Here is a 19218-nt window from a genome sequence, read left to right as displayed (position 1 = left end):
ACCTCTTTTGCTTTTTAGAATAAAAAAATGTCGTTTGGTTTTAAATAAGGGGTATTGCATTTTAATAAGTCTATGAAATATTTATTGGGTGAGTAGAAATTTTAAAAAGATTTCTGTAGCATCAGCTTTTGTTGCAGCAACAACATTACCAACTACGATGGTTAGTGCATTAGAAACTAATGTGAAAAATGATTCTAATACACCTGTCACTTTAAGTAGTGAAAGACGTGGCTGGTATGAAGAGTATGGATACAAATATTATTATGATGATAATGGTGAATTACTTAAAGGGCTTCAAGAAATTGATGGGAATACGTATTATTTTTATAGCTATGATGGTCATATGGCATATTCTTCTTGGTATGATGAAGATACAATTACAGATAATGGGTTGATTGTCACTGTTAATAAAAGTGGTATTGTAACGAATTATGCAGCTATTGTTGTTGGAGATTGGACACATTATGGGGATAAATGGTATTACTATGATGCTGATATGAATCCTTATATAGGAGTTAAAACAATTAATGGTGTTAAATATTATTTTAATTATGGACAATTAGCTGAATATTTGGATGAAGTTGTTACATCAGGAGATACACTTGCTTATGTAAGAGATGGAAAAGTTATTGAAAAAACTAAATTTAAAGATAATGAATTGATTTATTTAAATGGCAATTGTTATTAATATTATTTAAATGATGCAGGTTATTATTATCCATATGATGGGGAATATACTGTAGATGGAAAATCTTTGTATTTTATTTATGGTATGCTTCAAACAAGTGACAGTGATGAAATATTAACTGATTATCGAAATGATTATCTTTATGCTTATAATAATAAAGGTGAAATTGTAGATAAGGTTAAGAGAGTAGCTGGATGGAATGAAATTGGAAATGATTGGTACTATGTTTCAAGTGAAATGAATTTTGTAGATGGTATTTATACTGTTAATGGAAAAGAATATTATTTTGAAAATGGTAGATTAATAAAATCTTCTAATGGAATATCTATTGTTTCATCATATAGAGATGAAAATGATAAGATAGTAACTTATGTCATTGCATATAATAGCGAAGGTGTTGTTGTTGAAAAGAAAAAAGCAGTAGCTAATACTTGGATTCAACTTAGAGGAAAATGGTATTACTATGATAAAAACTTGAATGAAGCTGATGGTAAGATGACAACTGGATGGTTAGAAGAAAATGATTCTTGGTATTATCTAGATAAAGATGGTCAAAAAAACAACTGGTTGGTTAACATTAAATGGTAAAAAATATTACTTTGATAAAGAAGGAAAAATGGTTACAGGAACTGTAAACATTAATGGAAAAGATTATACATTTAATGAAAGTGGTGAATTAACTACTGGAACTACTGAAAAATCAGGATGGGTACAATCAGGCAAAAAATGGTATTACTATGATAATAACCAAAAAGTAACAGGATACTATACAGTAGAAAATACTAAATACTATTTTGATGCCAATGGAGTTATGCAAACAGGTTGGTTCAAAATTGATGGAGAAGATTACTATGCAGTATCATCTGGAGCAATTATAGCTCAATGGGTAGGATCAGGAAATAACTGGTATTATGTAGACGCTAATGGAAAGATGGTCACAGGAGATTATAAAATCAATAAAGTAGTTTATCGCTTTGATGCTAATGGTGTCTGTCTTGGATAATTAAAATTATGTACAAAAATGGGATGAATACATCCCGTTTTTGTGTATATTTTGTTTGAAATATATAATTTTATTGGTATAATCAATAAGAATAGTATTAGAGAAAGAGGGAAAGTATGAAAACTTTAGTTATAATTCCAGCATATAATGAAGAAGAAAGCATTTTAAGAGTTGTTAGAAATCTTGAAAATGCTGATATTGATTGCGATTATGTTGTAATCAACGATTGTTCTAAAGATAGCACTGGAAAAATTTTAGATGACAATAATATTAATCATATTGATTTACCTGTTAACTTAGGATTAACAGGTGCAGTACAAACAGGTTATAAATATGCTTATTATAATAATTATGACGCAGCTATCCAATTTGATGGTGATGGGCAACATTTACCAGAATATATACCTAGTTTAGTAAAAGAAATAGAAAATGGATATGATATTGTTATTGGATCAAGATTTGTGGATGAAAAGAAGCATTTTAGTATGAGAATGTTAGGTAGTAGAATTATTACTGCAATGATTAAACTAACAACAGGTGCCACTATTAATGATCCCACAAGTGGAATGAGAATCATTAATAAAGAATTAATTAAAGATTATGCTTTTGAATTAAATAGAAAACCAGAACCTGATACACTTGCATTTCAAATAAAAAAAGGTTATAAAGCAAAAGAAGTACAAGTGAAAATGGAAGATAGACTTGCTGGTACAAGTATTTATACAGGGATAGGAAGTTCTATTCAATATATGTTAAAAGTATTAATAACAATTATATTCTTTAATTAGGAGGTAACGTATGAGTTTAACATTACAAATATTATTAATTATATTTACTGTTTTATTCTTTATTATTTTAGTAAAGAATGTTAAAAAAGGTAAATTAAGAACTGATTATGCTTTAGCATGGATTCTTTGTTCGATAGCATTAATTATTTTAAGTGTTTTTCCACAAATAGCTTTTTTTGCAGCTAGACTTATAGGTGTCATTTCAACAGCAAATATAGTTTTTGCAGCTATTATTTTTATGCTTATTATTTTAGTATATGTTTTATTTAATAAAGTATCTATGCTAGAAGAAAAGCAAAAAAACTTAATTCAAGAAGTTGCTATTTTGAAAAAGAAAAATGATTTAAAATAAATAATATTTATTAAATACATTACGATTTAATCGTAATGTATTTAATTGTTTAAGTTTAATAATAAGGGAGGAAATATATGAATCATCTTTTAACCTTTATATTTTTAATTTTTATTTTTTATTTTTATTGGTTAATAGGAGAGTTTGTAGCTGATTGTTTTGCTATAAAAATAAAAAATTCAACTGCATATGTTATATATGGATTTATATCTGTATTTTTTATTTCTTTTATCATAGGTTTTCCATGTCAATTATTTCAATTGAGTTGGAATGTTTATTTTATTTTATTTTGTGTTCTTTTCTTTTCTTTTTTTGTATTTTTATTATGGAGAAAATATAAAAATATTTCTACCTTTGTAAATGAATTTAAAAGTATCTTAAAAAAGGAAAACATAATAGATCATGTAAAAAATAATTGGGTTATTTATATTTTTGTTTTTTTATTCACTTTATTTTCAGTATCAAATGTAATGGCTTTATATGAGTTTGATTACGATGATGCTTATTATATAGCGAAAGTAGTTAATTCTATAGGAACACCATCTTTAATGAATGAAAGCTTTTATACAGGATGGCTTACAACATCTGTAGATTATGCACGAATGGTGAATACATATGAGATTACTTATGGTGCTCTCGCAAGTATTTTTCATATTAATCCTGTTTATTTTTGCAAAGTTTTCATGGTTATTCATAACTATACAATGTTTGCATTAGCAATTAAACAATTAGCTAGTTTTGTTACTAAAAGAAAAGCACAATATGCACTTATTTCATTCTTTTTATTTTTAATAGGCCATGGATATTTGATGGAAAATAATGGTTCTTTTTTAACAATAAGATCATTTGACTTATGGCAATTTCAAAATGCCATATGGTATGGTGGTTCAGTAGTAAGAGTACTTTCTGTACCTATCATGTGTATTGTTTGTATACCTTTGATTGAAAATAAAATGACAATTAAAAATATTATTTTTGCTGGTATCACGAGTTGTTCAATGATGTCCTTTTCGACAGTCTTTTTACCTGTTTTAATTGTTATGTTCTTTGCTTTATTTATACTTAAATTTGCTTATAATACATGTATTTCAATAAAGAAAAAAAATACTAAATGGATCATTATTAATTTATGCTGTTTCTTATTTGTTTTAGTATTATTGATTTTAACAAATAAATTGGATCATACTCCTTTATTATCTTTAGCAGATTTTGAATCTTTTAGTAATCAATTATCGCCATTTTATGGATATTATGTTTCTACTGATACAATTATGCAATATAGTACATGTATTGTAGCTATTGCTTTAGCTTTGGTGGTTAATTCAAAATATGGAAAATATCTGGCCATTATTACATTAATGCTTATTATTATTGTAGCTAAGAATAAGTTCAATGAACTACTATGTCTATCATCGTTTAATTATTTCTTTGTTATATTGAGATTTTATTCAGCAATTCAATTTATGGTTGTTTTCTTGATAGGGTTATCTATTGCTAAAATACTTGATATTATTTCTTTAAAAACAATATCTGTTTCAGTAGCAACATTAGCGATTGCTTCATCTCTCATATTTGTTTATCAAAATTATAATCAAATTAAATCGTATACATTTTTAGGTTGTGGAATTAATCAATATGGTTATGATTTTACACAAATATTTAAATACGATAATATGATGCTTGATATATTTAATGATGTAGGAGAACATTTTGATAGTTTGCCTTATGGAAATTATACATTATTGGCTCCTCCAGGATTTACTTATCATGGAAAAGTGACTTATCATCAAGGATTCTATATGTCAAGTAATCGAATTCAAATTGTAAAAGAAGGTTCTCTTTATGAAGATGAAGTGCAATTTTATCATGCTATTTATGATTATTGGAGTGAAAAAGCATCTTTTGATCAAACGAAGTTTGCATTTGATTATTATAGAGAATCATATTTCTTAACATTTTCTAAAAAACAAGCTGATGAGTTTATGAGTCATGGCTATCAATTAGAATATACAAATAATGAGTGTTATGTTATTAGATTATAGAAGCTATATTTATTTAGCTTCTATTTTTATTTTAAAATTCTAAAATATAAAGCAAAGATATGGTAGAATATACAGTGTGAAATATGAAGTGTTGGACAAATAGGTATGTATGTGGTATATATTTATAAGGTTTAATAACGAAATTATTAAGAATATAAGAGAAAAAATAAAAGATTTAGCGGAGGTCTTATGAATAAAGAAAATGCTATTGAAGTAAGAAATATGACAAAGTATTTTAAAGTTGAATATGACAAGGCTCATACTTTAAAAGAAAGATTGTTATCTTTTGGAAAAAGCAATAGAGAAGTTCATACGGTATTGAAGAATATAAATTTAGATATTAAAAAAGGTGAAACTGTTTGTTTGATTGGAACAAATGGGAGTGGTAAATCAACTTTATTGAAGTTGATGACTAAGATTATTTATCCTAATGAAGGGACAATTGAAACACATGGTAAGTTGACTTCGTTACTTGAATTGGGTGCAGGTTTCCATCAAGATTTTACAGGAAGAGAAAATATTTATTTTAATGCTGCTGTTTTTGGTTTAACAAAAGCAGAAATTGAAAAAAGAGTAGATGATATTATTGAATTCTCTGAACTTGGAGAATTTATTGATAATCCAGTTAGAACTTATTCTTCTGGGATGTATATGAGACTTGCTTTTTCAATTGCTATTAATGTAGATGCAGAAATTTTATTAATTGATGAAATTTTAGCAGTTGGAGATCAACATTTCCAAGATAAATGTTTTGATAAATTAAAAGAATTAAGAGATAGTGATAAAACAATTGTTATTGTTTCACATAGTTTAGATACAGTTAAAGATTTATGTACACGTGCTGTTTGGATCTATAAAGGTGAATTTAAATTAGATGGTGATCCAACTTATGTTATTGATGAATATTTAAAACAAGTTAAATTAGATCATAAAGAAGAAGCTAAGAAAAAATATCAAAAACCATTAGATACTTATCATGGGATTGTTGTTGTTGATATTCCTCAATCATTTGCTGAAGTTAAAAAAGATACAGCTCAATTTACAATTTCTGGATGGTCATTGAGTGATTGTTTAAATGATCGTTTAAAAGTAACTTTTGATGATCAAGAGGTTACTGAAATGAGAAAAATAAATAGAAGTGATGTTTTAATGGCTTATCAAGAAAAATATGGTGGTTATGGAACAAATGATGATGAATGTGGATTTGATTATTTTGTAGATGTAAGTCAAATGGAATTAGGAGAACATTCTATTCTTGTTCAATTATTAGATGAAAAAGATAAAGTTATATCTGAAAAAGATTTAAAGATTAATATCATATAGGAGAAAAAGAAAATGAAATTATTTAAAAACTTATATGACTATCGTGAATTATTAAAAACAAATGTAAAAAAAGATATTAGAGGTAAATATAAAGGTTCATTTTTAGGAGTATTATGGTCATTCTTAAATCCATTATTAATGGTTGCCGTTTATGCCATTGTATTTCCTTATATCATGAGAATCAAAACAGATAATTATCTTCAATATTTAATTTGTGGGGTTATTCCATGGAACTTCTTTACGACAGTTATGGGACTTGGAATGGGAAGTATTAAAAATAATGCAGGTGTTATTAAAAAAGTATATTTTCCTAGAGAAATTTTACCAATATCAGCCACATTAAGTGGACTTGTTAACTTTTTTATCGCTTGTTTGATTATTATTCTTTTCTGTGTTTTTGGAGGGCTTGGATTAAGTTGGCATATTTTATTAGTACCATTTATTGCGTTGATTCAATTTGTAATTACAGCAGGAATGGTTCTTGGTTTAAGTGCAATCAATGTTTATATTCAAGATACAGAATATATTATTCAATTTGTTATTAATATGTTATTTTATGGAACACCTATTTTATATCCGGCAGAATTGTTTCCAGAAGCTATCCGTTGGGTACTTTATTTAAATCCTTTTACACATATTGTAAGTGCCTACCGTGATTTCTTTATGTATCATACGTTACCAGCAATGTCTAGTGTGCTTTATATGGTTGTAATGGCTATTATTTGTTTTGTATTAGGAATGTTTATCTTTAGAAAATTAGAAAAAGGATTCGCTGAAGAAATTTAAGGGGTGATCTACATGAAAACATTAGATTATATAAACGTGAGAGATGCACAGGTTCATGGTCTTGTTAATCCTACATTTATTATGTATGGAAATTGTTCTTTAAAAGATTATTCTTTTGAAGTAACTGTTGATGGTAAAAAAAGAGAAGCACGTTTTTTACCAGATCTAGCAAGTGACAATTATGAATTAACATTATCATTGAGTAAAGATGATTCTAAAGTTAAAGTTTATTTAATACATGATGATCAAAAGGAACTTGTTTGTGTAAGAAAGAACACTTTAATGAAAAGAATTAAGTCAAAGATTAGAACACTTTTACAAAAAACAGTTAGAAAAACAAAAGAAACAAATAATAAGGTAAAAGTAAATACTTATGCTATTGGTAAAGAAGTTAAATATATAGCTAAGGAATATCATTTTGTTTTAACACCAAATAGATTAAAACAAAGTAAAAGACGTATTAAAGAAAATAAGAAAACAAAAAATAAATTTTTAGATGTTTATAATTTCTTAAATCAAAAAGAATATCTTTTATGGTTAGAAAAAAATGAAAAACCATTTGAAGAACATCCTCAATTTGCTTACAATCCACTTATTTCAATTTGTATACCAGTTTATAATGTGGAAAGAAAATACTTAGCAGAATGTTTAGATTCTATTTTAAATCAAACATATCAAAACTTTGAAATATGTTTATCTAATGATTGTTCAACTTTACAAGAAACAATTGATACTTTAAATGAATATGAAAAGAAAGATTCTAGAATCAAAGTACATCATCGTAAAGAAAATGGACATATTTCTAAAGCAACAAACGATGCTTTAAATATTGCTAGTGGTGAATTTATTGGTTTAATGGATAATGATGATTTACTTGCTAGAAATGCTTTAGCTGAATGTGTGGCTGTCTTAAATAAAAATAAAGAATTAGATTTTATTTATACAGATGAAGATAAAATGGATATGAAAGGATTAAGAAGAGATCCTCATTTTAAATCAGATTATGCACCTGATTCATTACTTGGAAGTAACTATATTTGTCACTTTGAAATCATGAGAAAATCAATTGTTGATGAAATCGGTGGTTTTAGAGTAGGCTATGAAGGGGCACAAGACTATGATATTTTCTTAAGATTTTTAGAAAAAACAACTCCTGAACGTGTATATCATATTCCAAAGATTTTATATCATTGGCGTATGATTGAAGGGTCAACGGCTGCCACAATTGATAGTAAAGGATATGCTGTAGAAAAAGGTAGAATGGCTGTAGAAGATGCTTTAAAACGTAGGGGTGTTAAAGCAAAAGTAACAGTACACCCAAGAGTTCCTTACTATCTAGTGAGATATGAATATGAAACAGAACCAATGGTTTCTATTATTATTCCAACTAAAGATTATGCAGATGTTACAGAGCAATGTTTAAAATCATTATTTGAAAAAACGACATATAAAAATTATGAAGTTATTTTAATGAATAATAACAGTGAAAAGAAAGAAACTTTTAATTTATTTAAAAAATATCAAAACAAATACTCAAATTTTAGAGTCATAGATGCAAATTACGAATTTAATTATTCTAAAATTAATAATCAAGCTGTTAAGGAAGCAAAAGGTGAATATATCGTATTATTAAATAACGATACAGAAATTATTACACCTCATTGGTTACAAATTATGGTTGGTTATGCTATGCAACCTCATATTGGTGCAGTAGGAACTAAGTTATTATATCCTGATAATACTGTTCAACATGCTGGTATTATTTTAGGAATTGGTGGAATTGCTCAACATTGTTTTATTGATAATCCAAGAGATGATGTTGGTTTTTATGGAAGATTATCAGTTCCATTTAATTATAGTGCAGTGACAGCTGCCTGTTTAATGGTATCAAAAGAAAAATATTTAGAAGTTAATGGTTTAGAAGAAGATTTACAAGTAGCATTTAATGATGTGGATTTTAATTTAAAATTATTAAAACAAGGATATTACAATATATGCTTGAATCATGTTGAACTTTATCATCATGAATCAAAATCTAGAGGTGATGATACAGTTGATACAAGTAGTGCAAAATATCGCCGATTTGTACAAGAACATGATTATATCAAAGATAAATGGGGTTATATGTTATATAATGATCGATTCTATAATCCTAATTTGAGTTTGAAAAAAGCATTTGTTTTAGATAAGGAATAATTAAGAATTATAAAATTGAATACTGGTTAAAAAAATGCTAGTATGTCTATGACAAAACTAGCATTTTTATTAGGAGAAGAAAATGAAAGAATTATTAATGAAATATAAAGAAATCATTATGTATCTTGTGTTTGGTGTTCTTACAACGGTCGTTAATATTGTTGTTTATTTTTTAAGTGCAGAGCTTTTACACATAAATTATTTGATTTCTAATGCACTAGCATGGTTTTTATCAGTATTGTTCGCGTATATAACAAATAGAAAATATGTTTTTGAAAGTAATAGTCAAAATATTTTAAAAGAAGCAGTTTCTTTTTTTAGTTCTCGATTAGCTACAGGAATCTTAGATATGGTACTTATGTGGCTATTTGTGTATTTTAATGTTGTTAATGATGTGATTGCTAAAGTGATTGTTAATGTCATTGTGGTTGTATTGAATTATGTATTAAGTAAGTTAGTTGTTTTTAAAGGGGATAAATAGGATGGAAAAAATAACAGTAATTGTTCCTTGTTATAATGAAGAAGCAGCACTTCATTACTATTACAAGGAAATGAGTAGGGTCATGGATGAAATGAATGACGTAGATTTTGAATTATTATTCGTAAACGATGGTTCAAAAGATAAAACATTAGAAATTATGATGGAGCTTGCTAAAAAAGATTCAAGAGTTAAATATATTTCTTTTTCAAGAAATTTTGGAAAAGAAGCGGCTATGTATGCTGGATTTGAAAATAGTACAGGTGATTATGTATGTTTAATGGATGCTGATTTACAAGATCCTCCTCGCTTATTACCAGAAATGTTAAAAGCAATTAGAGAAGAAGGATACGATAGTGCAGCTACTAGAAGAGTTACTCGTAAAGGAGAACCACCAATAAGATCATTTTTTGCAAGAATGTTTTATAAAATCATGAATAAAATATCTGATACTGAATTAATGGATGGTGCACGGGATTATCGTTTAATGACAAGACAATTTGTAAATGCTTTATTAGAATTAAAAGAATATAATCGTTTTAGTAAAGGATTATTTGGATGGGTAGGATTTAAAACAAAATGGATTGAATTTGAAAATGTAGAAAGAGTTGCAGGAGAAACAAAATGGTCATTTTGGAAATTATTATTATATAGCATTGAAGGAATCGTTGCTTTTTCAACAGCACCATTGGCGATTGCATCGCTTATAGGGATGTTGATGTTATTTATTGCTTTTATATTTATAATATTTATTATTATTAAAACACTTATTTTTAATGATCCTACAAGTGGATGGCCATCATTGGTTTGTATTATTACTTTAATAGGTGGTATACAAATATTCTGTACGGGTATTTTAGGACAATATTTATCTAAGACATATCTCGAAACGAAACATAGACCAGTATATATTGTAAAGGATACAAATATTGAAGATGAAAAAACTAAGTAATTATTTAGATAATAAAAAAGTTATTTTAACTATCTTATTGATCGTTTCTATCCTAACTCTTTTGATTTGTTCAAAAAATTCACCATTATATCCTTATAATGATTGGGTTGATGGTAATGCCTTTTTTACAATGGGAAAAGGTATGTTTAATGGAAAGGTTCCTTATAAAGATTTATTTGAACAAAAGGGACCTTTGCTTTATTTGATATATGGAATAGGTTATTTAATAAGTCATGATACATTTTTAGGTGTTTATTTATTAGAAGTTATTTCATATACAATTTTTGGCTATTTTCTTTTTAAAATTGCTAGAACTTATTTAAATCAATTTTATGCCTTATTAGTATCTGTTTTGACATTAGCTATTATTTCAGGATCGATTTCTTTTGTACAAGGAGGTAGTGCAGAAGAATTTTGTTTACCTTTTGTTGCAAGTAGTGTTTATTTCTTTATTAAAATTATTAATGAAAATGATTTTGGAAAGAAATATTTATTAATTAATGGAGCAATAGCTGGATGTGTTTCATTGATCAAATTTAATTTATTAGGTTTGTGGTTTATTTGGATGGCTTTATATTTCTTTAAATTAATTTCTTTAAAGGAAATAAAAAAAGCTTTTATAAGTTGTGTTTATTTTTTAGTGGGAATGTTTATTCCTATCTTTATATCAATTCTTTATTTTGTTATCAATGGGGCATTAAGAGATTATTATGATGTATATATTACTTTTAATCTAACTGCTTATAGTACAACTATTGATTTAAAAACAAGAATATTAAATATGTTTTCAGCAATTTTCCAACAAATGAAATACAATAGAACAATTTATATATTATTATGTCTTGGTTTTGTAAATTGTTTAACAACAAAGATTTTAAAAAATATTTGGATCAATATATTTATTTTATTATCATTTATCTTTTTAATGATTGGTGTTTATATAGGTGGATTACCATTTATTTATTATTTTTTATGTTTTGAAGCATATATTATTTTTGGATTTATTTTTGTTTTTTCAATTGTTCAAAATTATTTAAGTAGTCAAACTTTAGCGATATGTATACTATGTGGAGGAATGATGTTTTCTGTTCATTATCCATTAAAAAGTCCTAATAGAGGATATATGAATATCCCTCAAAGTGCATATGCACAATATGTTTTTAAAGATATTATTGATAAATCAAAAAATAAAACATTATTGAATTATGATAATTTAGATGGGGGATTTTATACAACATGTAATATTGTTCCTAATGTTAAATATTTTATGCGACAAAATGTTGGATATGATCGTTACCCTCAAATTATTGATGGTCAAAGAGAGGCTATTAAAAATAAGAAAATTGAATTTGTTGTGATAAGAGAATATAGAGATACAATAGGATATCGAAAAAATATTCCTTATTTAAATGATAACTATAAAGAAATAAAAAAATTCAAACAACTTTATGAAGGTATGGATTTTACTTATTATTTATATTGTCTAAAATAGGAGGACACCATGAAAAAAGTAATAGAATATATCAAAAATCATATATGGGTCATTTATCTAATCTTATTTGTTTTTATGGTTGTTAGGCATGCATCTGTAAAATTAGGAGTGGCAGATGATATATGGTTTCTTGAACAATCAAAAATGGGATTAATTAACTATACTCAAATGAGGATACAAACTTGGACAAGTAGAAATATCATTGAATTGGTGATGCTTGTTTTATTAAATATTAATAAATGGGTTTGGATCATTTTAGATAGTGGAATGTTTGTACTTGTTTTACATTCTTTAAGAAGAATAATTTCTCCAACAAAAGAAAATGATGGGATCATTACTTTTTTTCTAATGCTTGTAATCATGTTATATCCTTTTGGAACATTTGGCGTGGCTGGATGGTATGCGACGACACTTAACTATGTATGGCCACTTGCGTTAGGATTATATGGACTTTCATATATTACGCAAGTTCTTTCCAATGGAAAGATATCAATGATTCAACAAATAAGTTATGTGATTGCTAGTTTATACGCTATCAATCAAGAACAAATGTGTGCATTGTTTGTAGGATTTTATGCTTTATTTATGATATATAGTTTAGTAAAACATAAAAAAGTACCTATTTTAGCCTATATTATTTTAGTGTTATCGTTTATAATGTTAGGATATCATGCATTATGTCCTGGAAATGAGCTAAGAAAAGTTGCAGAAATGAGTGCTTATTATCCAGCTTTTTATGGCTTTAAGTTGATGGATAAGTTATTGTTAGGAGTTCTTTCAACAATAGCAATTGGTTCTTTACAACCTGCATATATTATTTTTGTTTGGAACATTATGTTGATTTATATCATTTATAAAAATATAAAAAATAAAGGACAATATTTACTAGTAGGTCTTATGACCTTTGTTACCTTTGTAGTTAGTGTAAGTGATAGATACTGTAATCATAGAGGGTTTTATCAAATCTTTAACGTGTTTAATGATTATACAAAAGTTATTGAACACATTTCGTTGAATATGAATGTTTGTTTAATTATTCTTTATTTTATATGTATTTTATTGATTAGTTTTTATGTAATAAAAACTAATCTAGGAAATAAGACAATGTTTATAAGTCTCATAATTATTTGTGCAGCATTTTGTTCAAGAGTTGTACTTGGATTTTCACCATCTATTTTTGTTTCTGGAACAAGAACGTTTGTGAATTCATATTTTTTGATCGTAATTGCAACGTTTTTATGTGTTAATTCAAGAAAATTAGAAAGTGTGCTATAATAAGTATGCTGATTGGAGGTAAATCAATGAAAGTATTAGTAACAGGTGTTAATGGTCAATTAGGCTATGACGTTATGAATGAATTAAATCAAAGAGGACATGAAGCAATTGGAAGTGATATTACTGAAAGTAATGAACATTTTCAAAAATATGTTCAATTAGATATTACAAATAAAGAAGCTGTAGAATTAGAAATTACAAAAATCAATCCTGGTGTTGTTGTTCACTGTGCAGCATGGACTGCTGTTGATTTAGCAGAAGATGATGATAAAGTAGAAAAAGTAAGAGCAGTCAACGCTAAAGGAACAGAAAATATTGCTTTAACATGTAAGAAAATTGATTGTAAAATGATTTATATTTCTACAGATTATGTATTTAACGGACAAGGTGAAACACCTTGGGATCCTGATTGTAAAGATTACAAACCATTAAATGTTTATGGACAAACTAAATTAGAAGGTGAACTTGCAGTTTCTTCTAATTTAGATAAATATTTTATTGTTCGTATTGCTTGGGTATTTGGTGTTAATGGTAAAAACTTTATTAAAACGATGTTAAATGTTGGAAAGAAATATCCACAAGTTAAAGTTGTTAATGATCAAATTGGAACACCAACATATACTTATGATCTTGCTCGATTATTAGTAGATATGGCTGAAAGTGATAAATATGGTTATTATCATGCGACTAATGAAGGTGGATATATTTCATGGTATGATTTTACAGTAGAAATCTTTAAACAAGCAGGATATACTACAGAAGTTTTACCAGTAACGACTGAAGAATATGGTTTATCTAAAGCTGCTAGACCATTTAATAGTAGATTGGATAAGTCAAAACTTGTAGAAAATGGTTTTAAACCATTACCTACATGGCAAGATGCTTTAAGTAGATATTTAAAAGAAATTGAATATTAATTAATTTATATGTGATATACTATTTCTAACATAAAACTTATGTTAGAAATAGTTTTTTTATTATTTTTAAAGAAAGGATAATTATATTGAATACACATATTAAAAGTTTTAATATTTATGATTTTAGAGGAATTAAAAATTTAAAATTAAATGATTTAAAAGGCATTAATATTATTACGGGAGATAATAACAGTGGAAAAACAAGTGTATTAGAAGTGATTAATTATTTAAGTGGTGTAGATAGTTTAAGCAATCTTGCTTATTCTACAACGCGAGGCGTAAATGATTATAATCAAGCAAATACTAGATTTTTACCATATGAAAGAATTCAATATTTATTTCCTATTGATCAAAAAAGTCCAGTTATTCATTATTGTTTTGAAATGAATAAAAAAATTGATGTAAAAATTGAAAAGAAGAAAGCCTATGATATTTTACCACAAAGTGAAATTAGAAAATTACAGGGATATACTTTTGACAAAATTAAAGAACAAATAACAAAATATGATGATTCTTTCATAGAAAATACAGAAGAAATTGAAATATCTTATTTAAAATTTTTATTAGATGATAAATTACTAAAAGAAGAAAAGATAACACAATATAGTAGAATAAAAAGAGCTGAAAGTAAATTTTATATCAATACTGTCTATGTAACACCATTTAAACACACAACAAATGAAGTTTATCTTACAGAAGTGTTAAATAATCCAAAGTACTATCAAGAAATGATAGAAGTACTAAAAGAATTTGATGACAATATTATGAGTATCAATGCTGATACTCATAATTTAACAAACAAAAAAAGATATATGATTTTATCTAAAAATCATAATCAAGCAATACCTTTAGAACTTTATGGTGATGGAATGAAAAAAGCAATATTACTTATGAGTGCAGTTATTACTGCACAAAATGGAATATTACTTTTAGATGAATTTGAAACAGCAATACACACATCAGCAATGATTAAAGTTTTTTCATGGATTTTAAGGGCATGTAAAAAATTAAATGTTCAAATATTTTTAACATCACATAGTGAAGAAGCAATTAATAAATTATTAATTTGTTGTCCTGAATTACAAAATGATATACAACTCTATACTTTATATAAAAGAGAAAATCAAACAAAAGTAAGAACATTAACTTGTAAAGAAGCAATAGAATTACATGATGATTTAGGATTGGAGTTAAGGTAATGAATTCAATTATTATATGTGAAGGATTAACAGATTGCTTATTTATACAGTATTACATGAGAAATGTATGTCATTGGTCAGATAAATCTCAAAGAAAAAATAAGATATTTAAATGGTGTAGAGAATTGATGAATGATTCAAATTCATTATTATTAGGACACAATGGTGGTAGTAGTAGACTATGTGAAGCTTTTGAAAGTGTTATGAAAAGTAATTACTATGCTCAAGACAGTGAAATATATCATAATGTTGTAATTATGACGGATAGAGATGATGATCAATCTGAAAGAAATATAATAAATGATTTAATGTTCATTATGAATCAATATAAAGTAATAAATATTAATGAAATTAAATCTAACGAATGGTGTATCTTAGAATTAAGTAATAATTTAGGAGAGATAATAAAAATAAAATTATTATTAGTTGTACCTTTAGATACACATGGAGCAATAGAAACAGTACTATTGGATTCTCTTTCTAAAAACGATGAATATGATCATCATATTGTTGAAAAAAGTAAAGAATTTGTAAGAAATGTTGATTATAAAAATCAATACTTAGAGAAAAGAAGACATCGTGTAAAAGCTGAGTTTAATGTGTTTTTCAGTATTAGGGTTCCAGAAGACTATTATACTGAAAGACAGAAAATATTTATGAATTTTCCATGGAAAGATAATCAATATATTCAACAAGTATTTCAAAAATTAAATGATTTATCTTAAAAGGTTTCTAAATAGAAATCTTTTTTTAAAGAAAGTTCCATGACTATAATACCAATATTTTTTATGCTATACTATTTCTAGCAAAGAAAGGTAGTAAATTATGAAAGTATCATTAGTAATGGCTGTTTATAATGGCGAAAAGTATTTAATTGAACAATTAGATTCTATTAGAAAACAAACGTATCTAATTGATGAAGTAATATTAATAGATGATGTTTCTACTGATAATAGTTATGAGTTGATTCATCAGTATATCGATGGTTATAAACTTATTAATTGGAAACTTATAAAAAATGAAAATAATTTAGGATATCGTAAGAATTTTAAAAAAGGATTAGAGATAGTAGATGGGGATATCATCTTTTTAAGTGATCAAGATGATCGTTGGCATTTAAATAAAATAGAGGTGATGGTTGAAAAAATGAGTCAATCCAATATTTTATCTCTAGCATCGAGTTTTAATTTTATGGATCAAGATGGAAATTGTTTCGAAGTGAATAAAATAAAAGGACGTTCAAATAATAATTTACTTTTTAAAGAAGTAACAGAAGAATTAACGGAAATCGATTTAAAGAGTTTATTAGAAATGAATTTTTCTCAAGGTTGTTGCATGGCTATCAAAAAAGAAGTTAAAGATGAATATTTAAAAGTAACACAAGGTAAATTGCCTCATGATTGGGAATTGAATATTATTTCTGCTATTCAAAATGGATGTTATTATTTAGATATTCCTTTAATTGATTATAGAATTCATAATAATAATACAATTGGAATGGATAATATTGTTGATGGGAATATTATTAATGAAAAGAAACAAAGAGTGAATGAACGTATTGAACAAACAAAGGCACAAATAGAAAATGTGAATTTTGCATTGGGATTAGAGCTAAATAGAGAACAAAAAAAATATTGTTTAAAATATAAAGATTATTTAACACAAAGAGTTTTAATGATGAAAGAAAAGAAAGCTTGTTCTTTGATTTTATACTTTTTAAAAGGAAAATATAAAGGATTTGGAAGAGTTAAAACTTTTTTAGGAGATTTAGTAAACATTATTAAATAGGTGATTATATGGGAAAAATATTATTAATATCAAATATGTATCCATCTAAAAAATATAAACATTATGGTGTGTTTGTTCAAAATACAGCAAGTATTTTGAAAAATAATGGATATCAAGTAGATGTATCAGCTTTAAAAAAGAAAGATAGTAAGTTAGGAAAATTAGGTGGATATTTAAGTTTTTATATAAAAAGTATCTTTTTGTGTTTATTTCATCATTATGATTATCTTTATGCTCATTATATTTCACATTGTGCATTATTAATTAAAATCATTAAGAAATTAAAACCAAGTATAAAGGTTATTGTAAATGTTCATGGAAATGACGTTGTTCCAGAAGACGCACATGATGAGAAGTTTATTCCTTTAGTTAAATCAACATTACCTCTAATAGATTTATGTATTGTACCATCAAGTTATTATCAAAAGGTCATGATGGAACAATATGGATTGAATGAAGATAAAATCAAGATTTTTCCTTCAGGAGGTATTAATTTTGATGTCTTTCAAGAAATAGAAAACGCTAAAGAAAAATTGCATTTAGATCCAAATAAAAAATGTATTGGTTACATTGGAAGATATGAAAAAAGAAAAGGATGGGAAGTTTTTTTAGAAGCAATCAGCTTATTAGAAAATGTAGAACAATATCAAATCGTGATGGTGGGTGTTGGAGAAGATGAAGAAAAAGCGAATGCACTTATTCAAGAATATCATTTAGAAAACGTGATAAAAAAATATCCAATGCAAACTCAAAAAGAATTGGCGTTATTTTATTCAGCTATTGATATCTTTTGTTTTCCAACCTATCGTAAAAGCGATAGTTTAGGATTGGTTGGATTAGAAGCTATGGCTTGTGGTTGTATAGTTATTGCATCTAATATGGCAGGACCAACAAGTTATATTAAAGATCAAGAAAATGGTTTTTTCTTTAAACCAAGAGATGGTAAAGATTTAAATCAAAAAATAGAAGATATTTTATCAATGAATGAACATCAAATAAAAGAGATTAAAGATCATGCTTATCAAACGGCCAAAGCGTATGATGTAAATGATATTTCTCAAAATCTAGTGGATATTTTTAATGGAATATAGGATGTGAAAGTATGGATGTGTCAGTTATTATTCCTATTTATAAAGGGAATGGATATATAGAATCTTTATTAAATAAAATAGAGAAAAATTATCAAGAAAGTCAAAAAGAAATAGAGGTTATTTTTGTTAATGATTATCCTGATGAAGAAATTATTGTAGGTAGTCAACATGATTTTCCAATTAGAATTATTAATAATGAAATGAATCAAGGAATTCATCAAACAAGAATCAACGGTTTAAAAAAAGCGTTAGGTAAATATATTTTATTTTTAGATCAAGATGATGAAATTAGTGACTTTTTTATTAAAAGTCAATTAGAACATATTGGAGATGCAGATTTATGTATTGCTAATGGTATTATGGAATCAGAAAATGGGAAATGTTTGATTTATAAAAATCAAAAATCACAAGATTATTTAAAGAAACAAATTGGTTTTATTAAAGTAAGAGACTTAATTGTTTCACCAGGTCATTGTTTGATTAAAAAAACAAGTATACCAGAATATTGGACAAAGCATGTCATGTCTGTTAATTCGGCAGATGATTACTTTTTATGGTTGTTAATGATTGAAAATAAATGTCAATTTAATGTGAATTATGATGTATTATATACCCATAAGTATACTGGAGAAAATGTTTCAGGAAGTCTAGATCAAGTGCATAACTCTAATATGGAAATGGTTGATTTATTAAAGAAATATTGTCATAATGTCAATGTTGATTTATTGAAAAGAACTATTACATATAAATATGATATGAAAAAACAAGGGAAATTAGTCCCATCAATAAAAAATATAGATTTATTTTTATATAATACAATCTATCAATTATTATGGAAAGGTATGTAA

At 26.2% G+C, this 19218-nt stretch carries 19 protein-coding genes; all 19 read left to right on the top strand.

From position 1 onward, the window contains the following. Nucleotides 1–88 precede the first annotated feature (88 nt). Nucleotides 89–688 carry a hypothetical protein gene (locus Fi14EGH31_RS13815; RefSeq protein WP_117864622.1) on the top strand — a complete coding sequence of 200 codons (600 nt, stop codon included), beginning with the start codon at nucleotides 89–91 and terminating at the stop codon, nucleotides 686–688. Nucleotides 689–754: 66 nt separating this feature from the next. Next, nucleotides 755–1276: a hypothetical protein gene (locus tag Fi14EGH31_RS13810; RefSeq protein WP_117864624.1), complete on the top strand. Its 522-nt coding sequence runs from the start codon at nucleotides 755–757 to the stop codon at nucleotides 1274–1276. Continuing rightward, nucleotides 1236–1691 carry a hypothetical protein gene (locus Fi14EGH31_RS13805; RefSeq protein WP_117864625.1) on the top strand — a complete coding sequence of 152 codons (456 nt, stop codon included), beginning with the start codon at nucleotides 1236–1238 and terminating at the stop codon, nucleotides 1689–1691. The genes Fi14EGH31_RS13810 and Fi14EGH31_RS13805 overlap by 41 nt, the downstream gene beginning before the upstream one ends. Before the next feature lie 116 nt (nucleotides 1692–1807). Further along, a complete protein-coding gene (locus Fi14EGH31_RS13800) occupies nucleotides 1808–2479 on the top strand; it encodes a glycosyltransferase family 2 protein (protein ID WP_022001912.1) in 672 nt (223 codons plus the stop codon). 10 nt (nucleotides 2480–2489) lie between these two features. After that, nucleotides 2490–2831 carry a DUF2304 domain-containing protein gene (locus Fi14EGH31_RS13795; protein WP_117864627.1) on the top strand — a complete coding sequence of 114 codons (342 nt, stop codon included), beginning with the start codon at nucleotides 2490–2492 and terminating at the stop codon, nucleotides 2829–2831. 77 nt (nucleotides 2832–2908) lie between these two features. Further along, nucleotides 2909–4873, top strand: coding sequence for a DUF6077 domain-containing protein (locus tag Fi14EGH31_RS13790; protein WP_200764952.1), 1965 nt, complete (start codon nucleotides 2909–2911; stop codon nucleotides 4871–4873). 189 nt (nucleotides 4874–5062) lie between these two features. Then, the gene (locus Fi14EGH31_RS13785) at nucleotides 5063–6196 is read left to right on the top strand and encodes an ABC transporter ATP-binding protein (protein WP_117852108.1); all 1134 of its coding nucleotides are present in this window, start codon (nucleotides 5063–5065) and stop codon (nucleotides 6194–6196) included. 12 nt (nucleotides 6197–6208) lie between these two features. Then, nucleotides 6209–6982 (top strand): ABC transporter permease, encoded by a 774-nt coding sequence (locus Fi14EGH31_RS13780; protein ID WP_022001916.1) that lies wholly within the window; start codon nucleotides 6209–6211, stop codon nucleotides 6980–6982. 12 nt (nucleotides 6983–6994) lie between these two features. Continuing rightward, nucleotides 6995–9178, top strand: coding sequence for a glycosyltransferase family 2 protein (locus Fi14EGH31_RS13775; RefSeq protein WP_022001917.1), 2184 nt, complete (start codon nucleotides 6995–6997; stop codon nucleotides 9176–9178). A gap of 82 nt (nucleotides 9179–9260) precedes the next feature. Next, the gene (locus Fi14EGH31_RS13770; RefSeq protein WP_117825799.1) at nucleotides 9261–9659 is read left to right on the top strand and encodes a GtrA family protein; all 399 of its coding nucleotides are present in this window, start codon (nucleotides 9261–9263) and stop codon (nucleotides 9657–9659) included. A gap of 1 nt (nucleotide 9660) precedes the next feature. Beyond that, complete coding sequence (locus Fi14EGH31_RS13765; protein ID WP_118346830.1) at nucleotides 9661–10608, top strand: glycosyltransferase family 2 protein; 948 nt, start codon at nucleotides 9661–9663, stop codon at nucleotides 10606–10608. Continuing rightward, a complete protein-coding gene (locus Fi14EGH31_RS13760; RefSeq protein ID WP_118346832.1) occupies nucleotides 10592–12100 on the top strand; it encodes an ArnT family glycosyltransferase in 1509 nt (502 codons plus the stop codon). Before Fi14EGH31_RS13765 ends, Fi14EGH31_RS13760 begins: the two co-directional genes overlap by 17 nt. 9 nt (nucleotides 12101–12109) lie before the next feature. Continuing rightward, the gene (locus Fi14EGH31_RS13755) at nucleotides 12110–13375 is read left to right on the top strand and encodes a DUF6056 family protein (protein ID WP_117575352.1); all 1266 of its coding nucleotides are present in this window, start codon (nucleotides 12110–12112) and stop codon (nucleotides 13373–13375) included. A 26-nt stretch (nucleotides 13376–13401) separates the two neighbouring features. Further along, nucleotides 13402–14292, top strand: coding sequence for a dTDP-4-dehydrorhamnose reductase (rfbD, locus tag Fi14EGH31_RS13750; protein WP_118346834.1), 891 nt, complete (start codon nucleotides 13402–13404; stop codon nucleotides 14290–14292). An 86-nt stretch (nucleotides 14293–14378) separates the two neighbouring features. After that, nucleotides 14379–15491, top strand: coding sequence for an AAA family ATPase (locus Fi14EGH31_RS13745; protein WP_022001923.1), 1113 nt, complete (start codon nucleotides 14379–14381; stop codon nucleotides 15489–15491). Then, the gene (locus Fi14EGH31_RS13740) at nucleotides 15491–16216 is read left to right on the top strand and encodes a DUF3226 domain-containing protein (protein ID WP_022001924.1); all 726 of its coding nucleotides are present in this window, start codon (nucleotides 15491–15493) and stop codon (nucleotides 16214–16216) included. The genes Fi14EGH31_RS13745 and Fi14EGH31_RS13740 overlap by 1 nt, the downstream gene beginning before the upstream one ends. A 100-nt stretch (nucleotides 16217–16316) precedes the next feature. Further along, complete coding sequence (locus Fi14EGH31_RS13735; protein ID WP_022001925.1) at nucleotides 16317–17279, top strand: glycosyltransferase; 963 nt, start codon at nucleotides 16317–16319, stop codon at nucleotides 17277–17279. A gap of 8 nt (nucleotides 17280–17287) precedes the next feature. Further along, complete coding sequence (locus tag Fi14EGH31_RS13730) at nucleotides 17288–18370, top strand: glycosyltransferase family 4 protein (protein ID WP_117575342.1); 1083 nt, start codon at nucleotides 17288–17290, stop codon at nucleotides 18368–18370. A gap of 11 nt (nucleotides 18371–18381) precedes the next feature. Then, nucleotides 18382–19218, top strand: a complete 837-nt coding sequence (locus Fi14EGH31_RS13725) for a glycosyltransferase family 2 protein (protein ID WP_022001927.1) — start codon at nucleotides 18382–18384, stop codon at nucleotides 19216–19218.

The sequence above is a fragment of the Faecalibacillus intestinalis genome, from assembly GCF_015097455.1.
In the GTDB taxonomy this organism is placed as follows: domain Bacteria; phylum Bacillota_I; class Bacilli_A; order Erysipelotrichales; family Coprobacillaceae; genus Faecalibacillus; species Faecalibacillus intestinalis.
This window is presented reverse-complemented; position numbering and strand designations above follow the sequence as displayed.

Coding starts and splice junctions, on each gene's coding strand:
- Fi14EGH31_RS13795 (WP_117864627.1), top strand. CDS start 2,490: ATGAGTTTAACATTACAAATATTATTAATTATATTTACTGTTTTATTC.
- rfbD (WP_118346834.1), top strand. CDS start 13,402: ATGAAAGTATTAGTAACAGGTGTTAATGGTCAATTAGGCTATGACGTT.
- Fi14EGH31_RS13725 (WP_022001927.1), top strand. CDS start 18,382: ATGGATGTGTCAGTTATTATTCCTATTTATAAAGGGAATGGATATATA.
- Fi14EGH31_RS13790 (WP_200764952.1), top strand. CDS start 2,909: ATGAATCATCTTTTAACCTTTATATTTTTAATTTTTATTTTTTATTTT.
- Fi14EGH31_RS13775 (WP_022001917.1), top strand. CDS start 6,995: ATGAAAACATTAGATTATATAAACGTGAGAGATGCACAGGTTCATGGT.
- Fi14EGH31_RS13755 (WP_117575352.1), top strand. CDS start 12,110: ATGAAAAAAGTAATAGAATATATCAAAAATCATATATGGGTCATTTAT.
- Fi14EGH31_RS13735 (WP_022001925.1), top strand. CDS start 16,317: ATGAAAGTATCATTAGTAATGGCTGTTTATAATGGCGAAAAGTATTTA.
- Fi14EGH31_RS13730 (WP_117575342.1), top strand. CDS start 17,288: ATGGGAAAAATATTATTAATATCAAATATGTATCCATCTAAAAAATAT.
- Fi14EGH31_RS13740 (WP_022001924.1), top strand. CDS start 15,491: ATGAATTCAATTATTATATGTGAAGGATTAACAGATTGCTTATTTATA.
- Fi14EGH31_RS13780 (WP_022001916.1), top strand. CDS start 6,209: ATGAAATTATTTAAAAACTTATATGACTATCGTGAATTATTAAAAACA.
- Fi14EGH31_RS13770 (WP_117825799.1), top strand. CDS start 9,261: ATGAAAGAATTATTAATGAAATATAAAGAAATCATTATGTATCTTGTG.
- Fi14EGH31_RS13765 (WP_118346830.1), top strand. CDS start 9,661: ATGGAAAAAATAACAGTAATTGTTCCTTGTTATAATGAAGAAGCAGCA.
- Fi14EGH31_RS13800 (WP_022001912.1), top strand. CDS start 1,808: ATGAAAACTTTAGTTATAATTCCAGCATATAATGAAGAAGAAAGCATT.
- Fi14EGH31_RS13805 (WP_117864625.1), top strand. CDS start 1,236: ATGGTCAAAAAAACAACTGGTTGGTTAACATTAAATGGTAAAAAATAT.
- Fi14EGH31_RS13760 (WP_118346832.1), top strand. CDS start 10,592: ATGAAAAAACTAAGTAATTATTTAGATAATAAAAAAGTTATTTTAACT.
- Fi14EGH31_RS13785 (WP_117852108.1), top strand. CDS start 5,063: ATGAATAAAGAAAATGCTATTGAAGTAAGAAATATGACAAAGTATTTT.